This is a genomic window from Acidovorax sp. GW835-FHT14G06, assembly GCF_058793595.1.
Genome location: NZ_JBXAGA010000004.1, coordinates 291,038 through 314,064, shown reverse-complemented (window position 1 = coordinate 314,064; position 23,027 = coordinate 291,038). Strand labels below are relative to the sequence as shown.

At 64.9% G+C, this 23,027-nt stretch carries 19 protein-coding genes; 11 read left to right on the top strand and 8 right to left on the bottom strand.

Annotated elements, in window-relative coordinates; all coding sequences use genetic code 11:
- Nucleotides 1-100 precede the first annotated feature (100 nt).
- The 3 genes from AC1Q64_RS08785 (at nt 101) to AC1Q64_RS08775 (ending at nt 4,583) form a co-directional block, all read left to right on the top strand.
- Nucleotides 101-1,234, top strand: a complete 1,134-nt coding sequence (locus tag AC1Q64_RS08785) for a PilT/PilU family type 4a pilus ATPase (protein ID WP_492251050.1) — start codon at nt 101-103, stop codon at nt 1,232-1,234.
- Nucleotides 1,235-1,248: 14 nt separating this feature from the next.
- Nucleotides 1,249-3,648, top strand: coding sequence for a GspE/PulE family protein (locus tag AC1Q64_RS08780; RefSeq protein WP_492251049.1), 2,400 nt, complete (start codon nt 1,249-1,251; stop codon nt 3,646-3,648).
- A 101-nt stretch (nt 3,649-3,749) separates the two neighbouring features.
- A complete protein-coding gene (locus tag AC1Q64_RS08775) occupies nt 3,750-4,583 on the top strand; it encodes an alpha/beta hydrolase (protein WP_492251048.1) in 834 nt (277 codons plus the stop codon).
- A 37-nt stretch (nt 4,584-4,620) separates the two neighbouring features.
- On the opposite strand, the gene AC1Q64_RS08770 is transcribed toward AC1Q64_RS08775, so the two are convergent.
- Entirely contained in the window at nt 4,621-5,997 is a 1,377-nt protein-coding gene (locus AC1Q64_RS08770; protein ID WP_291439445.1) for a serine hydrolase domain-containing protein, read from the bottom strand.
- 217 nt (nt 5,998-6,214) lie between these two features.
- Between AC1Q64_RS08770 and AC1Q64_RS08765 the strand changes: the two genes are divergently transcribed.
- Genes AC1Q64_RS08765 through AC1Q64_RS08755 form a run of 3 tightly spaced genes read left to right on the top strand, consistent with a single transcriptional unit; the run spans nt 6,215 to nt 9,091 of the window.
- Nucleotides 6,215-7,456, top strand: a complete 1,242-nt coding sequence (locus AC1Q64_RS08765; protein WP_492251047.1) for a multidrug effflux MFS transporter — start codon at nt 6,215-6,217, stop codon at nt 7,454-7,456.
- Entirely contained in the window at nt 7,443-8,444 is a 1,002-nt protein-coding gene (gene miaA, locus AC1Q64_RS08760) for a tRNA (adenosine(37)-N6)-dimethylallyltransferase MiaA (protein ID WP_492251046.1), read from the top strand. The genes AC1Q64_RS08765 and miaA overlap by 14 nt, the downstream gene beginning before the upstream one ends.
- Nucleotides 8,441-9,091 (top strand): ABC transporter ATP-binding protein, encoded by a 651-nt coding sequence (locus tag AC1Q64_RS08755; protein WP_291432644.1) that lies wholly within the window; start codon nt 8,441-8,443, stop codon nt 9,089-9,091. Before miaA ends, AC1Q64_RS08755 begins: the two co-directional genes overlap by 4 nt.
- Before the next feature lie 96 nt (nt 9,092-9,187).
- Here the strand turns inward: AC1Q64_RS08755 and AC1Q64_RS08750 are convergent, their stop codons facing one another.
- Complete coding sequence (locus tag AC1Q64_RS08750; RefSeq protein ID WP_291432645.1) at nt 9,188-9,616, bottom strand: Hsp20/alpha crystallin family protein; 429 nt, start codon at nt 9,614-9,616, stop codon at nt 9,188-9,190.
- A 159-nt stretch (nt 9,617-9,775) separates the two neighbouring features.
- Between AC1Q64_RS08750 and AC1Q64_RS08745 the strand changes: the two genes are divergently transcribed.
- The 4 genes from AC1Q64_RS08745 (at nt 9,776) to AC1Q64_RS08730 (ending at nt 15,434) form a co-directional block, all read left to right on the top strand.
- Entirely contained in the window at nt 9,776-12,460 is a 2,685-nt protein-coding gene (locus AC1Q64_RS08745; protein WP_492251045.1) for an FtsX-like permease family protein, read from the top strand.
- A gap of 125 nt (nt 12,461-12,585) precedes the next feature.
- A complete protein-coding gene (locus AC1Q64_RS08740) occupies nt 12,586-13,071 on the top strand; it encodes a DUF4279 domain-containing protein (RefSeq protein WP_492251044.1) in 486 nt (161 codons plus the stop codon).
- A gap of 117 nt (nt 13,072-13,188) precedes the next feature.
- Nucleotides 13,189-14,244: a PLP-dependent cysteine synthase family protein gene (locus AC1Q64_RS08735; RefSeq protein ID WP_492251043.1), complete on the top strand. Its 1,056-nt coding sequence runs from the start codon at nt 13,189-13,191 to the stop codon at nt 14,242-14,244.
- Nucleotides 14,245-14,264: 20 nt separating this feature from the next.
- The gene (locus AC1Q64_RS08730) at nt 14,265-15,434 is read left to right on the top strand and encodes a lipocalin-like domain-containing protein (protein WP_492251042.1); all 1,170 of its coding nucleotides are present in this window, start codon (nt 14,265-14,267) and stop codon (nt 15,432-15,434) included.
- 56 nt (nt 15,435-15,490) lie between these two features.
- On the opposite strand, the gene AC1Q64_RS08725 is transcribed toward AC1Q64_RS08730, so the two are convergent.
- From AC1Q64_RS08725 to AC1Q64_RS08705, 5 genes are all read right to left on the bottom strand, one after another.
- The gene (locus AC1Q64_RS08725; RefSeq protein ID WP_291432649.1) at nt 15,491-16,492 is read right to left on the bottom strand and encodes a branched-chain amino acid ABC transporter permease; all 1,002 of its coding nucleotides are present in this window, start codon (nt 16,490-16,492) and stop codon (nt 15,491-15,493) included.
- A 12-nt stretch (nt 16,493-16,504) separates the two neighbouring features.
- The gene (locus AC1Q64_RS08720; RefSeq protein ID WP_291432650.1) at nt 16,505-17,389 is read right to left on the bottom strand and encodes a branched-chain amino acid ABC transporter permease; all 885 of its coding nucleotides are present in this window, start codon (nt 17,387-17,389) and stop codon (nt 16,505-16,507) included.
- A gap of 99 nt (nt 17,390-17,488) precedes the next feature.
- Nucleotides 17,489-18,685, bottom strand: a complete 1,197-nt coding sequence (locus AC1Q64_RS08715) for an ABC transporter substrate-binding protein (RefSeq protein WP_291432651.1) — start codon at nt 18,683-18,685, stop codon at nt 17,489-17,491.
- A 60-nt stretch (nt 18,686-18,745) separates the two neighbouring features.
- Nucleotides 18,746-19,456, bottom strand: coding sequence for an ABC transporter ATP-binding protein (locus AC1Q64_RS08710; RefSeq protein WP_291432652.1), 711 nt, complete (start codon nt 19,454-19,456; stop codon nt 18,746-18,748).
- A 1-nt stretch (nt 19,457) separates the two neighbouring features.
- Complete coding sequence (locus tag AC1Q64_RS08705) at nt 19,458-20,228, bottom strand: ABC transporter ATP-binding protein (RefSeq protein WP_015013285.1); 771 nt, start codon at nt 20,226-20,228, stop codon at nt 19,458-19,460.
- A gap of 369 nt (nt 20,229-20,597) precedes the next feature.
- Between AC1Q64_RS08705 and AC1Q64_RS08700 the strand changes: the two genes are divergently transcribed.
- Nucleotides 20,598-22,433: an ABC transporter transmembrane domain-containing protein gene (locus AC1Q64_RS08700; protein WP_492251041.1), complete on the top strand. Its 1,836-nt coding sequence runs from the start codon at nt 20,598-20,600 to the stop codon at nt 22,431-22,433.
- 47 nt (nt 22,434-22,480) lie between these two features.
- Here the strand turns inward: AC1Q64_RS08700 and AC1Q64_RS08695 are convergent, their stop codons facing one another.
- Nucleotides 22,481-22,963, bottom strand: coding sequence for a DUF1178 family protein (locus tag AC1Q64_RS08695; RefSeq protein WP_492251040.1), 483 nt, complete (start codon nt 22,961-22,963; stop codon nt 22,481-22,483).
- Nucleotides 22,964-23,027 lie beyond the last annotated feature (64 nt).

Below are 23,027 nucleotides of genomic sequence, written 5' to 3'. Positions count from 1 at the left end.
AGCAAATCACTGGGGCTTCGGCCCCTTTGTTTTTGGCGCGCAGCGCAGTGCAGGCTATGCTGCACACGGAAACAAATACACACACTTTCGGGAATCCGACATGGAAATTTTCAGCTTCTTGAATGTCATGGTCGAAAAAGGAGGCTCGGACCTCTTTTTCAGTGTCGGCGCGCCAGTGAACCTCAAGATCGAAGGGGTCACGCACCCCTTGAAGATGCCCGCCTTGCTGCCCGGCCAGGTCAAGCAACTGGCCTACGCGGTCATGAATGAAAAGCAGATCGGCGAGTTCGAGGCCAAGCAGGAGATGAACCTGTCCATCTCGGCCGAGAACCTGGGGCGCTTTCGGGTCAACGTGTTCGTGCAGCGCGGCGAAACCGGCATGGTGGTTCGCTACATCAAGAACAAGATCCCGCCGCTGGCCGCGCTGGGCCTGCCCCCGGTGCTGGAAAAGCTGGTGCTGCGCAAGCGCGGCCTGGTGCTGGTGACCGGGGCCACGGGCTCGGGCAAATCGACCACGCTGGCGTCAATGATCAACTACCGCAACGAGAACGTGACGGGGCACATCCTCACCATCGAAGACCCACTGGAGTTTTTGCACGCACACAAGCGCTCGGTGGTGGACCAGCGCGAGGTGGGCATCGACACGCAGTCGTACGAAGAAGCCCTGAAGAACGCACTGCGCGAGGCGCCTGACGTGATCATGATCGGCGAGATCCGCGACCGCAACACCATGAAGCAGGCCATTGCCTATGCCGAGACCGGCCACCTGTGCCTGTCCACACTGCACGCCAACAATGCCAACCAGGCCATGGAGAGGGTCATCAATTTCTTCCCCGAAGACGCCCACCATCAGCTGCTGATGGACCTGAGCATGAACCTGGCTGGTGTGATCTCGCAGCGCCTGATCCCCGGGCTGCACGAAAAGCTGGTGCCCGCGGTGGAGGTGATGCTCAACTCACCCTACATCGCCGACCTGATCGCCAAGGGCGAGTTCTCGGGCATCAAGGAGGCCATGGGCCACAGCACCGAGATCGGCATGTGCACTTTTGACCAAGCGCTGTACCAGCTCTACACCGACGGCCGCATCTCGCTGGACGAGGCGCTGCACAACGCCGACTCGCGCACCGACCTGGCGCTGCGCGTGCGCCTGGCGGCGGGCGTGACCACGCAGGATGCGGGGGACCTTTCCATCGACACATCCTCGCCCATGCAGTCGGCCTCGCGGCTGTCGTGACGGGCAGCGCGCGCATGCAGCATTGGCCGTTTCCGCCGTTCTTTCGCGACGCGCGGCCGGTCGACGCCCTGACACCTGCAGACGCCATCGTCTTCACGACCGGCGGGCACACCCGCCACGGCGTGCTGGAGCAGTTTGACCCACAAGCACAACGCGCCCTGCTGATGCCGCCGGACGGTACCTCGGCTGTGGCGCTGCCGTTTGCGGCCATCAAGAGCATTCAGCTGATGCCGCCCATTCCGCTGGCGGCCGACGCCGACCTGACAGCGCGTTACCAGGCCGCCGGAGGGCACGAAGTCCACACCACACCGCGCCTCTTCACCGTGCAATTCATCGACGGTGAAAACCTGCGCGGCGAAACCAAAGGCTTTGTCAAAACCCGCCAAGGCCTGTTCTTCTATCTGACCACTGACGCGGTGCACTGCGTGCGGATATTTATCCCCACCACGGCAATGCGCAGCTACCAAGTGGGGGGTCTGCTGGGCCAGCACCTGATCCAGTCCCGCCTGGTCACCGCCGACACGGTGCAGCAGGCGCTGACCGAGCAGGAGCGCCGGCGGCAAGGCCAGACCGCCAACGGCGAACCCATCCGCAGCCCGGCGCAGCTGGCAGGCCAGATCACACAGATCGGCAGCTTTGTGCCGGTGCGGCTGGGCGACATCCTCATCAACCAGGGACTGGTGAGCAACGACCAGATGCGTGATGCCCTCACGCTGATGCAGCGGGGCAACAAGCACCTGCTGGGCAACATCCTGGTTGAGATGGGGGCGCTCAGTCGGGCCCAGCTGACCGAGGTGGTGGCGCAGCAGTTCAGCATTCCGATGGTGGCGCTGGACGGTTTTGTGGTACAGCCCGAGGTGCTGCGCCTGGTGCCCAAGGAATACGCTGTGGAGCACCAGGTACTGCCCCTGCTGGTGAGCGACAAGAGCCTGGTGGTGGCGGTGGAGAGCCCGGTGGATGCCGACTACCTGGACGAGCTGCGGTTCTCGGCCCAGAAGCAGGTGGTGCCCGTCATTGCCAACCCCGACGAGCTGGCGACGCGCATCACGTTCGAATACTCCAAGCTGGGCATGGACCGCACCGATCTGTCGATCGAGGAAGAACTGCGGCAACTGTCCCAGCGGCTCACGGCCAGCGACGCGGCGCCGGGCCACGCAGACCTGCAGCGGCAGGTGTCAGACAACGACAGCCTGGTGGTGCGGCTGGTCAACAAGACCATCCTGGACGCCCAGGCACGGGGCGCGTCGGACATCCACATCGAGGCCTACCCCGAGGAGCAGCCCACGCTGATCCGGCTGCGCGTGGACGGCGATTTGACCGAATACATGCGCATCCCCTTCGTGCTGCGCGCGGCCCTGCTGTCGCGCATCAAGATCATGGCCAACCTCGATATCTCCGAGCACCGGCTGCCGCAGGACGGAAAGATCGACTTTTCGCGCTTTGGCCACACCAAGCTGGAGCTGCGGGTGGCCGTGTTGCCCACCACCAACGGGCTCGAAGACATCGTGATGCGACTGTTGGCATCGTCCAAGCCCATTCGGCTGGCCAAGCTGGGCATGGACGGTGCCCTGGTCGAGCAACTGCAGCAGATGGTGCACCGCAGCTACGGCCTGATCCTGGTCTGCGGCCCTACGGGGTCGGGAAAGACCACCACCCTGCACTCGCTGCTGGCCGAGGTGAACCACCCCGACACCAAAATCTGGACCGCCGAGGACCCCGTCGAGATCACGCACCACGGCCTGCGCCAGATCCAGATGCACCCGCGCATCGGGCTCACGTTTGCTACCGCCATGCGCGCTTTTTTGCGAGCCGACCCGGACGTCATCATGGTGGGCGAAATGCGCGATAGCGAAACCGCACACATCGCCATCGAAGCCTCGCTGACCGGCCACATGGTGATGTCCACCCTGCACACCAACAGCGCCCCCGAGAGCGTGATCCGCATGCTGGACATGGGACTGGACCCCTTCAACTTTGCCGATGCACTGGTGGGGGTGCTGAGCCAGCGCCTGGCACGCCGCCTGTGCCCCGACTGCAAGCAGCCCTACAAGCCCGACGCCGACGAGCTGCAGCAGATCGCCACGGACTACGCGACAGGCACCGGTATGGCGCCCGAGAGCCTGCTGGCCCCATGGCGCAACCGCTTCGTGCCCGCCGGAGCCGCCGACTGGGTGCTGTATCGCGCCCAGGGGTGCAGCCATTGCGACCACACTGGCTACAAAGGCCGCGTGGGCATCTACGAGCTGATGGCCGCCTCGCCAGGCATCAAGAAACTGATCCAGACACGCACGCCCGTGGACCAATTGTTTGAGGCCGCTACTGCACAGGGCATGCTGCGGCTGCTGCAGTACGGGCTGCTCAAGGTGCTGGAGGGCGTGACCGACCAGCGCAGCGTGCACGGCGCCTGCACCTGAACCGCCGATCCCGTGGACGATCTCGCGGGGAATCGTCCACAGGTTCCAATACCACCCGTCCTCACCGAACTTTTGTGCTGGGGCCAGAATCTGTCATGACGATGAAACGAATCCCTCTTCTCGCATCCCTGGGGCTGGTGGTAGCCGTGAGCGTGGGTTGCGCCACCCTCGACGCCAAGCAGCGCGAATGGATCTTCCAGCCCAGCGACCGCAGCTGGGGCGGCGCGCAGTCCACCGAAGACATGCAGGACGTGTGGATTGAATTCACCTCCGACACCAGCGCCAAGGCCGAGCGCTTGCATGGCCTGTGGCTGCCCCACAGCAAGGCCAACGCACCGGTGCTGCTGTACCTGCACGGTGCGCGCTGGAATGTGGCGGGCTCGTCGGGCCGCATCCGGCGCATGCAGGAGCTGGGCTTTTCGGTGCTGGCCATCGACTACCGGGGCTTTGGGCGCAGCAGCGCCGGCCTGCCGTCTGAAGCCACGGCCGCCGAAGACGCCCGCGCCGCCTGGACCTGGCTGGCCGAGCAGCACCCGGGCAAGCCACGCTATATCTTCGGCCACTCGCTGGGCGGCGCCATCGCCATCGACCTGGCACGCCAGGTACCGGATGAAATGGGCACCATCGTCGAAGGCACCTTCACAAGCATCCCCGACGTGGTCAGCACCTTCAAGTGGGGCTGGCTGCCGGTGTCGCCCCTTATCACGCAGCGGTTCGAATCCATCCGCAAGGTGGCCGAGATCGGCTCTCCGCTGCTGGTCGTGCATGGCAGCGACGACAGCCTGATCCGCCCCACGCTGGGCCGCCAGCTGTACGAGGCAGCGCGGGAGCCCAAGCAGTTTGTGCTGGTGGAAGGCGGCTCGCACCACAACACCAACGCTGTGGGACAAAGGCAGTACCGCGAGGCCGTGGCCTCGCTGTTTCACCTCAAGTAAGCGCAGCGGCGCGCCGCGTCGTCTCAGCGTAGCGGTGTCAGCGGCGCACCGCCTGGGCCAGCGCCGCCCAGGCTTTGAGGGTGAGCGGGTGCGTAAAGCCTGCCCCGGCCACGGGGTGGGACGACAGTTTGATCACCACCATCTCGGCGGCTGGGTTCACGTGGATGAACTGCCCGTGGATACCAGCGGCCTCATAGGCGCCATCGGCGTTGTGCAGCACCCACCACTGGTTGCGGTAGCTGTAGCCGGGCCGAAAGGCCATGCCACCCATCTTGAACTTCTCGCGGTCGCTGCCCTTGGCGGTGTCGTCGATCACGGCCTTGTCAAAAATCTTCTGGCCGTTGAAGCTGCCGCCCAGGCGCAGCATTTCGCCAAACCGTGCGAGGTCTCGCGCCGTGGCATTGAGGCCCGCCCCCTGCAGCGGCGTGCCCACGCTGTCCACCATCACATGCGCGTCCTCCTCGGTGCCCAACTTTTGCCAGATGTTGTCGCTCATCAGCTCGGCCCAGTGTTTGCCGGTGGCACGCGACACGATCCAGCCCAGCACCTCGGAATGCACCGTGCGGTACACAAAGCCTGCGCCGTGTTCGCCTTCCTTTTTGAGCGTCTTGAGGAAGTCGTAGACATTGGTCGGCCCCTGGTAACCGGGCGGACGCGGCAGCAGGCCGCTGGACCAGCTGTAGCCAAAGATCTCGGTGGTGGGGTCGGTGTAGACCTCGCGAAAGCGCACGGCGCCCGTCATGTCCATCACATCGCGCACCTTCATGTCGCCCCAGGCCGATCCAGCCAGCTCGGGAACATACTTGGTGACCAGCGCCTCGGGGTCGATCTTGCCCTCGTGCGCCAGCTGCGCCGCCATGAGCCCGGTGAACGACTTGGTGACCGAGAACAGCAGATGCGGCGTGTAGGGCTTCATCTGGTTGTCGTAGCGCTCGTAAACCACGCGGCCCTTGTGCATCACCACCAGCGCATCGGTGTAGGTGCGGGTGAACCATTGGTCCACCGTGATGGGCTGGCCCTTGTCGTCATCGAATGCCACTGCGCCCAGTGGTCGCAGGTCGGACGGCAACGCAGATGGTGCCGCCGCGCCCCGGCGGATATTGCGTGTGGGCTGCAGCTCGCGCAGGTGCTGCACGGCCCAGCGCAGCTGCGGGTATTTGTACGAGTTGCTGAGGTCCACACGCTGCGCCCCTTCGGGTGGGAAGGCGCTCATGTAGCCCAGCTTGTCCAGCGTCACGGTCTCAGGTGCGGGCAGCGCGGGGGCCTGGGCCTGTGCCGCAAAGGCGGCACCCAGTGCCGCTGCAGCGCAGGCTGCACGCCACAGCGTTGCAGGAAATGCCCTTGGGCGCTGGGGCCGCGCAGGACGCACGGGGTGCGCGGGGTGCGCCTCAAAAGCGCTGTGGATCTTGTGCATGGCTTGTCTCCTCGTTGTGTTGTGCGGTGTCCCGGCGAGCCACTCCAAAGAGCGGGACAGCCCGCCAGCCACCGCCACACAATGTAGCTGCGCCCCCCGCCCGGCAGGATGTCACACGCGCGACCCGCTCCCTACATGAATCTGCGCGATTTCTCACCGCCGCTGACAACAGCCTCGCCAGCGATACCAAGACCCCATCTGGTACGCTCAGACAGATATGTCTGCCCCCTCCGCCACCGCAGCGTCTGCGGCCGCCCCTGTCTCCGTCCCGCCCGGCCTGGCCATTCTGGTACTGGCCTTGCTGCTCTCCATCCAGCCCGTCACCACCGACCTGTACCTGCCCGCCCTGCCCGCGCTCACCCGCAGCCTGGGCGCGCCCATGGCGGCGGCGCAGCTCACGCTGAGCGGGCTGCTGCTGGCGTTTGGTTGTTCGCAGATGGTGTGGGGCCCGCTGTCTGACCGCTTTGGGCGCCGCCCCATCCTGCTGGCGGGCCTGTCCATCTACACCGTGGCATCGTTGGGCAGCGCCATGGCACCCAGCATGGGCCTGCTGATCCTGTGGCGCATTGCCCAGGGTGCGGCCATGGGCGCGGTGGTGATGTGCGCGCGCGCCATCGTGCGCGACCTCTACACCCCACTGGAGGGCGCACGCGCCATGTCCAAGGCGCTCACGGGGCTGGGCATCGTGGCCTGCGTGTGCGCACCCATGGGCGGCCTGCTCAGCGAATGGTTGGGCTGGCGCGCAGCGCTGCTGGCGCTCACCATGTACGCCGTGGTCACGCTGGCGCTGGTGGCCTTGCGCTTGCCCGAGACTCTGGCCCACCGCAACCCCCAAGCGCTGCAGCCCCGTGCGCTGGTGGGCACCTGGCAACAGGTGTTGCGCAGCCCCAACTTCTGGGCGTTTTCGCTGCAGACCACGGCCACCTATGGCGGGCTGTTCACCTTTCTGGCGTCGTCCTCGTTCGTCTACATCGACGTGCTGGGCCTCACGCGCACCATGTATGGCTGGGTCATGGCGTCTGCCTGCGTGGCCTACTTTGCGGGCACCTTTGTGTGCCGCGCTCTGCTGGCGCGGTTTGGCCTGCAGCGCACGGTGGCCATTGCCGGTGCCTTGAGCGCCAGCGGCGGCACGCTGATGGCGCTGGTGGCCTGGATGGGCTGGCACCACCCCTGGGCACTGACGCTACCGTTCTACCTGTTCATGGTGGCGCACGGCATCCACCAGCCCTGCGGGCAAAGTGGCGCCGTAGGGCCCTTCCCCAAAGCAGCAGGCGTCGCATCGGCCCTGAACGGTTTCATGATGATGCTGGCGGCCTTTGCCATTGGCGGCTGGCTGGGGCTGCGGCTCGATGGCACGGTGTGGCCGCTGGTCAACGGCATCTGGTTCTGGTCGGTGGTGCTGGCCGTGATCTCGTGGACGCTGGTGCAGAAGTTTGGAGCGCCCCGTGAGCACGCCTGACACTCTACCTACCATCGCCCTGGCGGGCCCCACGGCGTCGGGCAAGACCGCCGGCGCGCTGACGCTGGCCGCCGTGCTGGGCAAACAGGGCCGGCCGGTCGAGATCATCAGCGTGGACTCGGCCCTGGTGTACCGGGGCATGGACATTGGCACGGCCAAGCCCACGCCCGACGAGCGCGCCGCCGTGCCACACCACCTCATCGACATCCGCGACCCGCTGCAGGCCTACAGCGCCGCCGAGTTTGTGCAGGACGCCACCCGGCTCATCGCCGAGATCCGCGCGCGCGGCGCACTGCCACTGCTGGTGGGCGGCACCATGCTGTACTTCAAGGCGCTGTTTGATGGCATTGACGACATGCCCGCCGCCGACCCCGAGGTACGCGCCAAGATCGAAGCCCAGGCGGCCGAGTTGGGCTGGCCCGCCCTGCATGCCGAGCTGGCGCGTGTGGACCCCGTGACGGCTGCACGCCTGGCCCCCGGCGACAGCCAGCGCATCCAGCGGGCACTGGAGGTATGGCATGTGTCAGGCCAGCCGTTGTCGAGCTTTCACACTATCAAAAAGGTAGCAGGCAACACAAATAACACCGGCGCTAGCGCGCTTTTCTCCTTGGAGCCCGAGAACCGGGCCTGGCTGCACGAGCGCATCGCCCAGCGTTTCGACACCATGCTGGCCGGAGGATTCATTGACGAGGTGGCGGCCCTGCGCGTACGCGGTGACCTGCACCCCGACCTGCCCTCCATGCGCTGCGTAGGCTACCGGCAGGTGTGGGAAGAACTCGACTTCCAGGCCAGCCGTCCTTCAGGCACCCCGTTGAACACGGCCTTCCTGCGCGAACGCGGCATTGCCGCCACACGGCAACTGGCCAAGCGCCAGATCACCTGGCTGCGCAGCATGCCGCAGCGCCAAGCCATCGCCTGCGACCAACCCCATGCCGTGGCCACGCTGGTGCAGGCCGTGCTGCAACGCCTGAAGCAGCCCACGCCATGACGCTGCTGCACGTGGAGAACCTGGGCAAGCACTACGGCAGCACGCCGGTGTTCGCCAACGTGCAGTTCACCGTGGCGCCGGGCGAGTTTGTGGCCATCGTGGGGGATTCGGGCGTGGGCAAGTCCACGTTGCTCAACTGCCTGGCGGGCCTCGACACCTGGGACACCGGCAGCATCACCCACGGCACCACCGACCTGAGCCAGTTGGACGACACCGCCCGCGCCCTGTGGCGTCGCGCGCAGGTGGGTTTTGTGTTCCAGGCCTTCCACGTGTTACCGCACCTGGACGTGGCACAGAACGTGGCCCTGCCGCTGATGCTGCTGGGCCAAAGTGATGCCGCCCGCGTGCAACACATGCTGGCCGCCGTGGGCCTGGAAGGGCTGGGTACACGGCTGCCGCAGCAGCTCAGCGGCGGGCAACTGCAGCGCGTGGCCATCGCCCGCGCACTGATACACCGCCCCGCCCTGCTGCTGGCCGACGAGCCCACCGGCAACCTCGATCCCACCACCGCCACGCGCGTGATGGACCTGCTGCTGGCGCAGACGCGCGAGCACGGCGCATCGCTGGTGCTGGTCACCCATTCCGACGCCGCCGCAGCGCGGGCCGACCGGGTGCTGCGCCTCACGGCCAGCGGCATCGCCGGTTAGGCCTCGAACGCTCCCAGCAGGGGCCGGACGAGGACTTCAAGCCGATCACGCAACCCAGCCCAGCGGTTCCGGCCAGAAGGGTTGTGTGAGCCGCGCTCACTCGATGTTCAGCCGCTGCGCCGCCTTGTTCACCTTCTTGGGGAGGTTCAGCGTCAGCACCCCGTTGTCGTACTTGGCCTTGGCCTGCGCTGCGTCCACATCTGCGGGCAGCTGAAAGCTGCGGGCCACGGCGCCGTAGTAGCGCTCGCTGCGCAGCACCTTCTCGCCCTCGCGCTTTTCATCGTGCTGGCGCACCTCGGCGCGCAGGCTCACCACGTTGCCTTCGAGGGATACATGGATGTCCTCCTTGGCCACGCCGGGCACCTCGGCCTGCACCGTATAGCCGCTTTCGGTTTCTTTCACATCCACCTTGATCTGGCTGGGCGAAGGCAAGTTGTCGCCATGCAACGGGCGCACGTAAAAGCCGGGGGCAATGTCCTTGAAAAAGTCGTCAAACAGACTGCCACGGGTCACGAGAGAGTTCATGGTTTTGGCTCCTGAAAAGGGGTTGAAACAGACAGCTGAGCCAGCGCAGGAGGGCGGGCCCTGACTCCAAGATAGGCCTGCGGTATCGCGGCTTCAAGGGGGTTGAAATGCAAGGTTGATGTGCGTCAAAAACCCAGGCTCCCGACGCCTGCGGCCACAATGCAGGCCATGCTCGCCCTGCTCCGCACCTTCTCCTGGCAAGACCTGCGCCACCACCCCTGGCGCAGCGCCGCAGCGGTGGCGGCCGTGATGCTGGGTGTGGCGCTGGCGTTTGCGGTGCATGTGATCAATGCGTCGGCGCTGGACGAGTTCTCGCAGGCTGTGCGCGCTGTCAACGGCCAGCCCGACCTGGAGCTGCGCGCCATGCAAGGCAGCCTGCCCGAGGCGCTGTATGAACGCCTGGCCACCGACCCACAGGTGGCCCGCGCCAGCCCGCTGCTGGAGCTGTCGGCCATGGCGCAGGCAAGCACTACCAATGCCAATGCCAAAGCACATAGCGCACCCTGGCGCACCCCGCTGCGCGTGCTGGGCGCCGATGCCTTGCTGCTGCCCACCATGGCGCCGGCACTGATGCCACGCCCGTGGGACAGCGCCGACCGCTTCGCCCTCTTCGCACCCGCCACGGTGTTCCTCAACACGGCAGCGCTGCAGGCACTGGGGCTTTCTGCCGCCGCTCCAGCACCATCGTCGCTCCTGCCCCGCCTCACGCTGCAGGTGGGTTTACAACAGGCGCTCATGGTGCAGGTGGCAGGCACCGTGACCGCCGGCGGCGCGCCGCTGGCCGTGATGGACATTGGCGCTGCGCAAGACCTGTTTGGCCGCGCAGGCGCACTCACCCGCATCGACTTGCAACTGCAGCCTGGCACCGACCGCACTGCGTGGGAGACCACACTGCGCGCGCAGCCCGGCTGGCCTGCCAACCTGGTGCTGGCGCAGCCTGGCGATGCCACCCAGCGCATCAGCAACCTGTCGCGCGCCTATCGGGTCAACCTGACGGTGCTGGCGCTGGTGGCACTGTTCACCGGGGCGTTTCTGGTGTTCTCGGTACTGGCCCTCAGCGTGGCGCAGCGCGGGCCGCAGTTTGCGCTGCTGGCCGTGCTGGGCGCCACACCGCGCCAGCGGCTGGCACTGGTGCTGGCAGAGTCGGCAGCGCTGGGCTTGCTGGGCAGCGTGCTGGGCATAACGCTAGGTACCGCGCTGGCGGCCACGGCGCTGCAACTGCTGGGCGGCGACCTGGGCGGCGGCTACTTTGCGGGCGTGCGGCCCGCGCTGCAATGGAGCGCCCCCGCCGCCCTGGTGTACGGCGCACTGGGCGTGGCGGCCGCCTTGGCGGGTGGCTGGTGGCCCGCCCGCGCCGCGCAGACCCTGCCCCCGGCCCAGACCCTGAAGGGCCTCGGCGCCGCAGCCAGCCAGGCGGACAAGGGCACTGTTGGTATCGTTTTGATAGCTACCGGGGCACTGTTGACTTGCGCCCCACCCATATTTGGCATTCCACTGGCCGCCTATGTGGCCATCGCGCTGCTGCTGGTGGGCGGCATCGCACTGCTGCCCTGGGGCATGGCGCGGTTGCTGGCGTGGCTGCAGCCCCTGGCCGCGCGCCACGCGCTGCCACTGCTGGCGCTAGAGCGCGCGCGGCGCATGCGGGGCAGCGCGGCCATCGCGGTGGGCGGTGTGGTCGCGTCCCTCAGCCTGGCCGTGGCGCTGACGGTGATGGTGTCCAGCTTTCGCGGCTCGGTCACGCAGTGGCTGGACGCGGTGCTGCCGTCGCCGCTGTATGTGCGCTCGGCACTCAGTGCGGGTGGCACGGGCGGCGGCGAGGCAGCGTTACTGCCCGCAAGTTTTGCCGAAGCGGTGGGCCAGTTGCCGGGGTTGGACCGCGTGCAGCCCCTGCGCGCCAGCCCGCTGCAGTTGTCCCCCACGCTGCCTGCCCTCACGGTGCTGAGCCGCCCCCTTGGCGATGAGCCGGCACAGACCCTGCCCCTGGTGGGCGAGGCCCTGCCCGTGCCCCCCGGCCACACGGGCGTGTACATCAGCGAAGCCGTGGTTGACCTGTACGGCCTGCGCCCCGGCATGGATTGGCCCGCACTTTCCAAGGCTTTTAGCCCTCAAGCGCTAGAGAATCATGCGCCAGCAGTTATCTTTTATATAGCAGGCATCTGGCGGGACTACGCCCGGCAAACCGGCGCCGTGGTGATGGACCGCGCCGTGTGGCTGCGCCTGACCGGCGACGCCCGCACCAGCGACCTGGCCCTGTGGCCGAGCGAGGGCGCCGACCTGTCGGCCTTGCAGGCGTCCATCCGCGCACTCTCTGCGACCCAAGCTGGTCGCCAGCCCTCCATTGCGGCGGGTGCAGCCACTGGCGACGGCAACGAGGCCCTGGTGGAATTCAGCTCCGCGGCCACCATCCGCGAACGCTCGCTGCGCATCTTCGACCGCAGCTTTGCTGTCACCTACTGGCTGCAGGCCGTGGCCATCGGCATCGGCCTGTTCGGCGTGGCCGCCAGCTTCAGCGCCCAGGTGCTGGCACGGCGCAAGGAATTTGGCCTGCTCGCTCACCTGGGCCTCACCCGGCGCCAGATCCTGACCGTGGTGGCAGGCGAAGGGGCTGCGTGGACCGCCGTGGGTGCAGCGGCGGGCGTGCTGCTGGGGCTGGCCGTGTCGGTGGTGCTGGTGCACGTGGTCAACCCGCAGAGTTTTCACTGGACGATGGATTTGGCGGTGCCGGGGGGGAGGTTGCTTGCGCTGTGTGCTGCGGTGGTGGTGTCAGGCACGGTGACCGCATGGTTGGCGGGGCGGGCGGCGGCGGGAAGGGATGCGGTGATGGCGGTGAAGGAGGATTGGTAATGCCGCATTGAGAGGCCTTGTCAGCACTATCAGCCGCCCAGTTTAGACAGCAGCTTTGTCTGGGGACACCGTGAACCCAAAGCCATCCAGAAATTGATCGGGACGTCAATATTTGAAAGAAATCAATGGCCCAAATATCAACAGCGGTTCGAAAACGCTTGAAGCGCGGCATGCGACGCCGAGAACAAATTCTTGGCAAACCTTCGCATGTCGGCAAACCCCGCCTCTATCGCTTTGACGCATCGCTGAGGATCGCCGGCATTGGTGAACACCATGAAGCAATTTCGAAACGAACAGGAATTGCACCTACGCGCGCGCATCGTAAAGGCGAGACGCGATTTGCCCAGAAAAGGTGGGTAGAAGATATTTGGATACTGGAATCACCTCTAGGGGCATCGGCCTCACTGGATGAGCACATCGAATGGCTTTGGAACGCCATTGCTCCCCATCGGGACTATTTTCGACAGCTGATTTCACAGTCATCGTCTGCTGGCGTAGTTCTTGGGTGCTTTTCTGAAAGCCCATACCCTTACTTCACAGTACAACCTGATTCCTTGCAATTGCTGAGACAGCTGGACTTGGGGATCTCGTTCAACTTCACATGCGTCTAGGCAAGGCAATCGCTTAAAAGACAGATGCCCACGCCTATCGGCTCGCGCGGTACCGCGGCCCCAGCGACTCGCGGCAACCGTACTAGCGGCCAATCCAACGTACCCGACAATCCCCCCATGACCCTCCCCTCCCCTTGGCTCCACGAAGCCATCGCCCGCATTGAAGCCGACTACCAGCGCAGCGCCGACACGCATCTGATCCCGCTGCGCCTGCCCGCGTTTGCCGCACATGGCATTGACCTGTACCTCAAGGACGAATCCACCCACCCCACGGGCAGCCTGAAGCACCGGCTGGCGCGGTCGCTATTTTTGTATGCGCTGTGCAATGGCTGGGTGCATGAGGGCTCGACCATCGTCGAGTCGTCCAGCGGCTCTACGGCGGTGAGTGAGGCCTACTTTGCGCGGCTGCTGGGGCTGCCGTTTGTGGCGGTGATGCCGCGCAGCACCTCGCCCGAGAAGATCGCGCAGATCGAATTCCACGGCGGGCGCTGCCACTTTGTGGACAGTGCAGGCGCGGTGTATGACGCGGCCCGTGCGATTGCCGAGGAGACAGGCGGCCACTACATGGACCAGTTCACGTATGCCGAGCGCGCGACCGACTGGCGCGGCAACAACAACATTGCCGAGAGCATGTTCACGCAGATGGCGCGCGAGCCGCACCCTGTGCCGCGCTGGATTGTGGTGGGTGCAGGCACAGGCGGCACCAGCGCCACCATTGGCCGCTATGTGCGCTACCAGCGCCATGCCACGCAGGTGTGTGTGGCCGACCCGGCGGGGTCGGTATTCAGCGCGTACCACCGTACGGGCGACGCGGCGCTGACGGCGCCGGGATCCCGCATTGAAGGCATTGGGCGCCCACGGGTGGAGCCGAGCTTTGTCCGCACACTGGTAGACCGCATGGTGGATGTGGCGGACTGCGAGTCCATCGCCGCCATGCGCGCGCTTTCGCAGTTGCTGGGGCGGCGCGTGGGGCCGTCCACGGGCACCAACTTTGTGGCCATGCTCACACTGGCCAGCGAGATGCGCGAGCGGGGCGAGCGCGGCTCCATCCTGTCGCTGCTGTGTGATGCGGGCGAACGGTACTTGCCCACGTATTTCGACACCGAATGGGTGGACCGCACGTTTGGCGACTGCTCGGCCGCGCAGCAGAAGATGGACGCACTGATCGGCTGACGCTCGCTCCCCTCCGCACCATGCCCTTTTCTGCTTTGCCTCCAGGCCTCTTGCCGCTGCCACTCGGCCTCACGGTTACTCGCCGGCGGTTTCTGGCCACGCAGGTGCCGTTGGGCCTGACGGCAATTAGTGCTGCGGGGTGGTTACCCGATGCAGCGTATGCGTTACCCGCACGCACGTTGAGCTTTCCGCGTGACCACGGTAGCCACCCGGAGCTGCGCACCGAGTGGTGGTACATCACCGGCCACGTACAGGCGCAGGGGCAGCCATGGGGGTTTCAGATCACGTTCTTTCGCTCGCGGGTCGATGGCACGCAGCGGCTGCAGTCGGCCTTTGCGGCCAAACACTTGCTGTTTGCGCACGCTGCGATCACCGATGTGCGCGGTCAGCGACTGCTGCACGACCAGCGAATTGCGCGTGCAGGTTTTGGTGTGGCGCAGGCCAGTGAGGCCGACACCCGCATCCGGCTACAGGACTGGACGCTGGAGCGCAGTGACGCGGCCCGCAGTACGCCCGCAGGTGCACGAAGCCGCTATACCACCCACGTTGCGGGCAGCGAGTTTGATCTGGACCTGGTGTTCGATGGCACCCAGCCCGTGCTGCTGCAAGGGCAGCAGGGGCTGTCGCGCAAGGGGCCGGACGCCGAGCAGGCCAGCTACTACTACAGCCAGCCACAACTCACTGTCAGCGGCACCTTGACGGTGGGGGGCAAACGCATGGCTGTCGCGCCGGACACCGGCCGCGCCTGGATGGACCACGAATGGAGCGAGGCGCTGCTGCACCCCGAGGCCCAGGGGTGGGACTGGATCGGCATGAACCTGCACGACGGCAGCGCGCTGACAGCCTTCCGCCTGCGGCGGGCTGATGGCACTGCGTTGTGGGCGGGGGGGTCGTGGCGGGCGCCCGGGCAGCCGGTGCAGGTGTTTGATGCGTGGTCTGTGGTGTTCACCCCCCTGCGCTGGTGGGCCAGCCCTCGCAGTGGCGCGCGCTACCCAGTGCGATGGCGGGTGCAGACGCCAGCAGGCGCCTTTGAGGTGAACGCGCTGCTGGACAGCCAGGAGCTTGACAGCAGCGGATCAACGGGCGCCATCTACTGGGAAGGGCTGTCGGACCTGGTGAGCGTTACAGGTCAGCCCTTAGGCAGGGGCTACCTGGAGATGACCGGATACGCAAAACCTCTGCGCCTGTAAAGGCAGCAGCGGCTTGGTGTTCAAAGGATACCGCTAGAACAGGCGGCGTCACATCCTCAATGCTTGGCAGAGTTGCCTGCGCGGCGCTGTGCCAGCCAGGCGATGATCTCGCCCATGATGCCGCGGCGGAAGGCCAGCACGCAGATCACGAAGATCAGACCCGTGACCATGGTGACGGATTCACCCAAGGTCTTGAACCATTCCACGCTGGTCAGTGCCGCCAGCAGGTTGCCGAACTCGCCGATCTTGTTCTCCAGCAGCACCACCACGGCCGAGCCGATGAGCGGGCCTGACAGCGTGCCCAGGCCGCCCACCAGTGTCATCAGGATGACCTGGCCCGAGGCGGTCCAGTGCACATCGGACAGCGTGGCAAAGCCCAGCACCAGGGTCTTGAGAGAGCCTGCCAGACCCGCCAGAGCCGCCGACAGCACAAAGGCCAGCAGCTTGAAACGGTGCGTGTCGTAGCCCAGCGAGATGGCGCGGGGCTCGTTCTCCTTGATGCCTTTGAGCACCTGACCGAACGGCGAGTGGATGGTGCGCACGATCAGCAAGAAGGCGGCGACCACGATGACCAGCGCCACGTAGTACATCACCAGATCGCTTTGCAAATCGATCAAGCCAAACAGCTTGCCGCGCGGCACGCCTTGCAGGCCGTCCTCACCTCCCGTGAAGGGTGCTTGCAGACAGGCAAAGAACAGCATCTGCGCCAGCGCCAATGTGATCATGGAGAAGTAGATACCCTGGCGGCGAATGGCCAGCCAGCCAAACAGCAGGCCCAGCAGCGCGCCACCAGCGGTGCCCAGCAGCAGGCCCACTTCAGGGGTCAGGCCCCACACCTTGATGGCGTGGCCGGCCACGTAGGCCGCGCCCCCCAGAAAGGCTGCATGGCCAAAGGACAGCAGACCGGTGTAACCGAGCAGCAGGTTGAACGCGGAAGCAAACAGTGCAAAGCACATGAGCTTCATCACGAAGACGGGATAGGCGCCGAGAAAAGGCGCGGCAATGAGGGCCAGCAACAGCAGGCCGTAACCAATGGTGGCAGTGTTCTTGGAATTCATGCTGGCAGCCCCTTATTTTTCTTTGCCGAACAGGCCGGCGGGGCGAATGAGAAGAACGATGACCATGATGACAAACACCACAGTGGAAGACGCTTCGGGGTAGAAAACCTTGGTGAAACCTTCGATGACCCCCAGGCCCAGCCCCGTGAGGATGGAGCCCATGATGGAGCCCATGCCGCCGATCACCACCACGGCAAACACCACGATGATGAGGTTCTGGCCCATGAGCGGCGTGACCTGGTACACAGGGGCGGCCAACACACCCGCGAAGGCAGCCAGCGCTGCGCCAAAGGCATAGGTCAATGTCACCATCACCGGCACATTGATACCGAAGGCCTCGACCAGGCGGGGGTTTTCAGTGCCTGCGCGCAGGTAGGCGCCGAGCTTGGTCTTTTCGATCACATACCAGGTGGCGATACACACCACCACCGAGGCGACGACGACCCAGGCCCGGTAGTTGGGCATGATCATGAAGCCGAGGTTGGTTGCCCCTTCGAGCAGCTCGGGAGTGTCATAGCCGAGGCCCGACACGCCATAGATGGAGCGAAAGACGCCTTCGATCAGCAACGTGAGACCCAGCGTGAGCAACAGCCCATACAAGTGATCGAGCTTGTAGATCCAGCGCAGCAAAAGGCGCTCGATCAGCACACCGAACAAACCCACCACCAGCGGTGCCAACACCAGCATCAACCAGTAGTTGATGCCAAAGTAGTTCATGGCCATCCATGTCAGCAACGCCCCGGTCATGAACAGCGCACCGTGCGCAAAGTTGATGACGTTGAGCAGGCCGAAGATCACAGCCAGCCCCAGGCTGAGGATTGCGTAAAACGATCCGTTGACCAGCCCCAGAAGGAGCTGGCTCAACAGGCCGGGCAATGAGACACCAAAGATTTCCATGGGAGGCAGCAGCAGGTGGAGAGAGTTCAGGTCAGAGGGTCACACCGTGCCCCGGCACACTCCAAGGGTGGCCGGGCCGGTGTGGGTCCTCTCAGGGGTTTACTTCCAGAGCGGGCACTTGCTCTCGGCCTTGGTGGTGAACACCGAGTCACCAGGCAGTTTCTTGATCAGCTTGTAGTAGTCCCAGGGCTTGGTGGACTCTGCGGGCTTCTTCACTTCCATCAGGTACATGTCGTGCACGTAACGACCATCGGCACGCAGTTGGCCTGCACCGAAGAAGTCGTTCATCTTCATGCCACGCCATGTGGTCATGACCTTGTCGGCATCCACCGTCTTGGCGGCTTCAACGGCCTTCAGGTAGTTCATGGTGGCCGAGTAGTCGGCTGCCTGGATTTCGGTAGGCATGCGCTTGGTCTTCTCGAAGAAGCGGGCCGAGAACTTGCGGGTCTCGTCGTTCAGGTCCCAGTACCAGCTGGTGGTGAACTGCAGGCCTTCGGTGTTGCGCAGGCCCAGGCTGTGCACATCGCTGATGAAGATCAGCAGGCCGGCCAGCTTCATGCTCTTGCCAATGCCAAACTCCTTGGCGGCCTTGATGGAGTTGATGGTGTCGCCACCCGCATTGGCCAGACCCAGGATCTGTGCCTTGGAGTTCTGTGCCTGCAGCAGGAAGGACGAGAAGTCGGACGCGTTCAGTGGGTGGCGCACGGCACCCACCACGTTGCCGCCCTTAGCCTTGACCACAGCGGTGGTGTCGGCTTCGAGCGCGTGGCCGAAAGCGTAGTCTGCCGTCAGGAAGTACCAGCTCTTGCCGCCACCATCGACAATGGCAGAACCCGTACCCTTGGCCAGCGCCACGGTGTCATACGCATAGTGCACGGTGTAAGGTGTGCACTGGTCGTTGGTCAGAGCCGAGCTGGCGGCGCCGTTGTTGATGTAAACGCGCTTCTTCTCGGCTGCCACCTTGGCAATGGCCAGTGCGGTGCCCGAGTTGGTACCACCGAACACCATGGTCAGGCCCTGGGTGTCGATCCACTCGCGGGCCTTGGAGGCTGCGATATCGGCCTTGTTCTGGTGGTCGGCGCTCATCAGCTCGATGGGCATGCCCAGCACCTTGCCGCCAAAGTCGTCAATCGCCATCTGGATGGCGACCGCGCCGTTCTTGCCTTCCACGTCGGCGTACAGGCTGGACATGTCGGTGATGAAACCGATCTTGACCTTGTCCTGCGCGTGCGCGGCCGAGGTGGCCAAGCCTGCAACGCCCAGCATCAGTGCCAGCACTTTGAGTTGTTTCTTCATGGATTTGTCTCCTGAGGGTGTGGTGGAAGAAAACGGTGGGGAAAAGGGTGGGGGCGTGGCTCAGACGCCCAGCAGTTCGTTGAGCACAGGCATCTTGGCTTCGAGCTCGGCAGCACCGAACTTCTCCACGATGCGGCCGTGCTCCATCACGTAAAACCGATCGGCCAGCGGTGCGGCAAAGCGGAAGTTCTGCTCCACCATGACCACTGTGTAGCCCTTCTGGCGCAGCATGGTGATCATGCGGGCCAGGGCCTGCACGATGACGGGCGCCAGGCCTTCGGAGATTTCGTCCAGCAGCAGCAGGTTGGCACCTGTGCGCAGGATGCGGGCCACGGCCAGCATCTGCTGCTCACCGCCCGACAGGCGCGTGCCCTGGCTGTTCTTGCGTTCGGCCAGGTTGGGGAACATGGCGTAGATCTCCTGCACCGACATGCCGGGCGTGCCCGTCTTGAGGACGGGCGGCAACAGCAGGTTTTCTTCGCACGACAGGCTGGAGAAAATGCCACGCTCTTCGGGGCAGTAGCCCACGCCCAGGTGCGCAATGCGGTGCGTGGGCATGTTCACGGTTTCCACGCCATTGATCTTGACCGAACCCTTGCGCGCACCGGTCAGGCCCATGATGGCGCGCATGGTGGTGGTGCGGCCGGCGCCGTTGCGGCCCAGCAGTGTGACCACCTCACCCGGCTGGACGACGATGTCCACGCCGTGCAGCACATGCGACTCGCCGTACCAGGCTTCGAGGTTCTTGATTTCGAGTGCGGGGGTGCTCATATCAATGCGCCCCTTGGAGTTGACCATCTGTCGTGCCCATGTAGGCTTCCATCACTTGCGGGTTGTTCGAGACTTCAGCGTAAGGCCCTTCGGCCAGCACGGCGCCACGCTGCAACACCGTGATGCGATCGGCGATGGTGGAGACCACCTTCATGTTGTGCTCCACCATCAGGATGGTGCGGCCCGCAGAGACTTTTTTGATCAGCTGTGTGACGCGGTCCACGTCTTCGTGCCCCATGCCCTGTGTGGGCTCGTCCAGCAGCATCAACTCGGGCTCCATCGACAGCGTGGTGGCAATCTCCAGCGCGCGCTTGCGGCCGTAGGGAAGGTTCACGGTCACTTCATCGGCCAGATCTTCCAGACCCACCTCCGTCAGCAGTTGCATGGCTCTGTCATCGAGCTGCCGCAGGGTACGCTCGCTGCGCCAGAAGTGGAACGAGGTACCCAGCTTGCGCTGCAGGCCCAGGCGCACGTTCTCGATGAGGGTGAGATGGGGGAACACGGCAGAGATCTGAAACGAGCGGATCACTCCGCGGCGTGCGATCTGCGCGGGCTGCTCTCGCGTGATGTCATGCCCGTTGAACCGGATGACGCCAGAGGTCGGCTCCAGAAACTTGGTGAGCAGGTTGAAGCACGTGGTCTTGCCCGCACCATTGGGGCCGATCAGCGCATGGATGGAACCGCGCCGAACGGCCAGGTTCACATCACTGACAGCGGTGAAGCCCTTGAACTCTTTGGTCAGGCTGTTGGTTTCAAGAATGACGTCGCTCATTGCGCCTTGGCCGCTCCGTAAGGTGCTGAAAAGAGGAGCCTTGCAACAAGGTCTCCCGATAGGATGAATCGCACCGCATCGTATGTCTCCCTACCCTGCAGTAGATACTGGGACTAATGCCTATGTATAAATGCCTACGTACCCGCCCTGAGAGTCCATGGCGAAGTCACGACACCGGCACGAGCGGCGCGCCAGCGCTCAATCTGATGCCTTGCCGGGACTGGAGCAACCCACGCAGAGGACGCGCAGCCCTGCGCCCGTCGCTGACTTTTTGCTGACATCCCTTGCCTTTCAGCACAGATGCATGCGCCGCGTCGAACGTGGGGCCTACTTATCCGTTTGTCCGGCACAGCGCCCTACACTGCCACAATGGCATCCCTCTCCTCTTCCACGCCCGCCCGGGGCGCACCCCGCTCGCTCACGGGGCTGCTGCCCTTTTTGCGCCCCTACAGGGCACGCATCGCACTGTCGCTGGTGTTCCTGGTGCTGGCAGCGTTGGCCACACTCGCATTCCCCATGGCGCTGCGCAATCTCATTGACGGGGGCCTGGTCACCGCCACGGGCGACCGGGGGGCACAGGCCATGGCACTTCGCGGCCATTTCGAAGAGCTGTTTGCCGTGGCCATGGCGCTGGGTGGGTTTTCGGCCGCACGTTTTTACATGGTGAGCTGGCTAGGCGAGCGCGTAACCGCTGACCTGCGCAACGCCGTCTACAGCCATGTGCTGCAACAAAGCCCGCAGTTCTTTGAGACCACACAGACCGGGGAGGTGCTCTCGCGGCTGACGTCCGACACGACGCTGGTGCAGACCGTGGTCGGATCATCACTGTCCATGGGGCTGCGCAATGCGGTCCTGGGCCTCGGTGCACTGATCATGCTGGTGTGGACAAATCCTTATGTGATGTCGGTGGTGCTGCTGGCCGTGGTGCTGGTGGTGCTGCCCACGATGTGGATCGGGCGAAGGGTGCGCAGGCTGTCACGCGACAGCCAGGACCGGGTGGCGGACTCCAGCGCCATCGCGGCAGAGGTGCTCAACGCCATCCCTGTGGTGCAGAGCTACACCGCCGAGCCGCGCGAAGCCACACGGTTTGCACGGGCCACCGAGGACGCCTTTCACACGGCGGTCAAGCGCACCAAGGCACGCGCCTTGCTCGTGGCTTTCATCATCATCGCCAACGCGGCCCTGCTGCTGTGGGGGCTGTACCGTGGCACAGAAGCCGTGTTGGCCGGGCAGATGAGTGCAGGTCACCTGGGTCAGACGGTGGTGTATGTCATCCTGCTGGCGAGTGCAGTGGCGGTGCTGGGTGAGGTGTACGGAGACCTGCTGCGTGCAGCAGGTGCCACCGAGCGCTTGATGGAACTGCTGTCAAGCAGTTCGCCCGTGGCGAACCCTGTGACGCCCAAGCAGCTTCCAACCTCGGGGCGGGGTCTGGAAGTGCAGTTTGACAGCGTGCAGTTTCACTACCCATCGCGCCCGGATCAGCCAGCGCTGCAGGACTTCTCGCTACACCTGTCGCCCGGCGAGACCGTGGCACTGGTGGGCGCCAGCGGGGCGGGCAAGACCACAGTGTTTCAGTTATTGCAGCGCTTTTACGACGTGGATGGGGACGGAGAGGCAGGCGCGCCAGGTTTGCCAGAAGGACGCATCCTGTTGAACGGTGTGGACATCCGCGACCTGACACTGGATACGCTGCGCACCCATACGGGCACGGTGCCCCAGGATGCTGTGATCTTCTCCGCCTCTGCCATGGACAACATCCGCTATGGCCGTCCCGATGCATCCGATGAGGAGGTCATGGAGGCCACCCGAGCCGCCTTCGCGCACGACTTCATCATGGCCCTGCCGAAGGGCTACCACACGTTTCTGGGCGAACGGGGCGTGCGTCTGTCAGGTGGCCAGCGCCAGCGAATTGCCATCGCCCGTGCCATGCTTAAAAACCCACCTCTGTTGCTGCTGGACGAGGCCACCAGCGCCCTGGATGCGGAAAGCGAGCGTATGGTGCAGGCCGCGCTGGACACCGCCATGCAGCGCCATACGGGCAGAAGGACCACGCTGGTGATCGCCCACCGCCTGGCCACCGTGCAAAACGCGGACCGCATCTTGGTGCTGGACCACGGTCAGATCGTGGAGCAAGGGACCCACAGCGCTTTGATGGCCCAAGGGGGGGTGTATGCGCGCCTGGCTGCACTGCAGTTCACCAGTTGATTCCGGCGCCATTCCGCAATGGCTGCCCCCAGGACCGGGTGCAGTGGCTACTGCAGGGTTTCCTTGACTGCCGCTGGCAGCGGCATGACGGCAATGCCCTCATCCAGCAGCTGCAACGCCTCCTGCGCGGTGGCCTGGCCACGAATGGCCCGATCCTGAACCTCGCCGTGGTGCATGCGCCTGGCTTCGTCGGCAAACCGGGAGCCGACATCTTCGGTATTCGCGACGACCTTGCGGGCCAGCTCCAGCCACGCTGCCTGTAGCGCTGGGGGAAGCGTTGATGCCTCGACCTGCGCGCTGGAAACAGCACGCGAAACAGAAGTTGTGCCGGACGGTGCCGTCGCAGCTGCGGCGGGCTCGCGGGCGCCCAGATTCAGGCGCGGCGCGCTCAGCCGCTTGTCGATATGGACGTCTGCGCACAAAGGGCACTGCACCAACCCGCGCTGCTTCTGGCTCTGAAAGTCATCTTCAGAACCAAACCAGCCTTCAAACACATGGCCGTGCCGACATTGGAGATCCAGTACCTTCATAAGATGCATCGTACGCTGGCGAGCGCAATCCCATGATGGGCGCTACCAGGCACATCAACGTCCA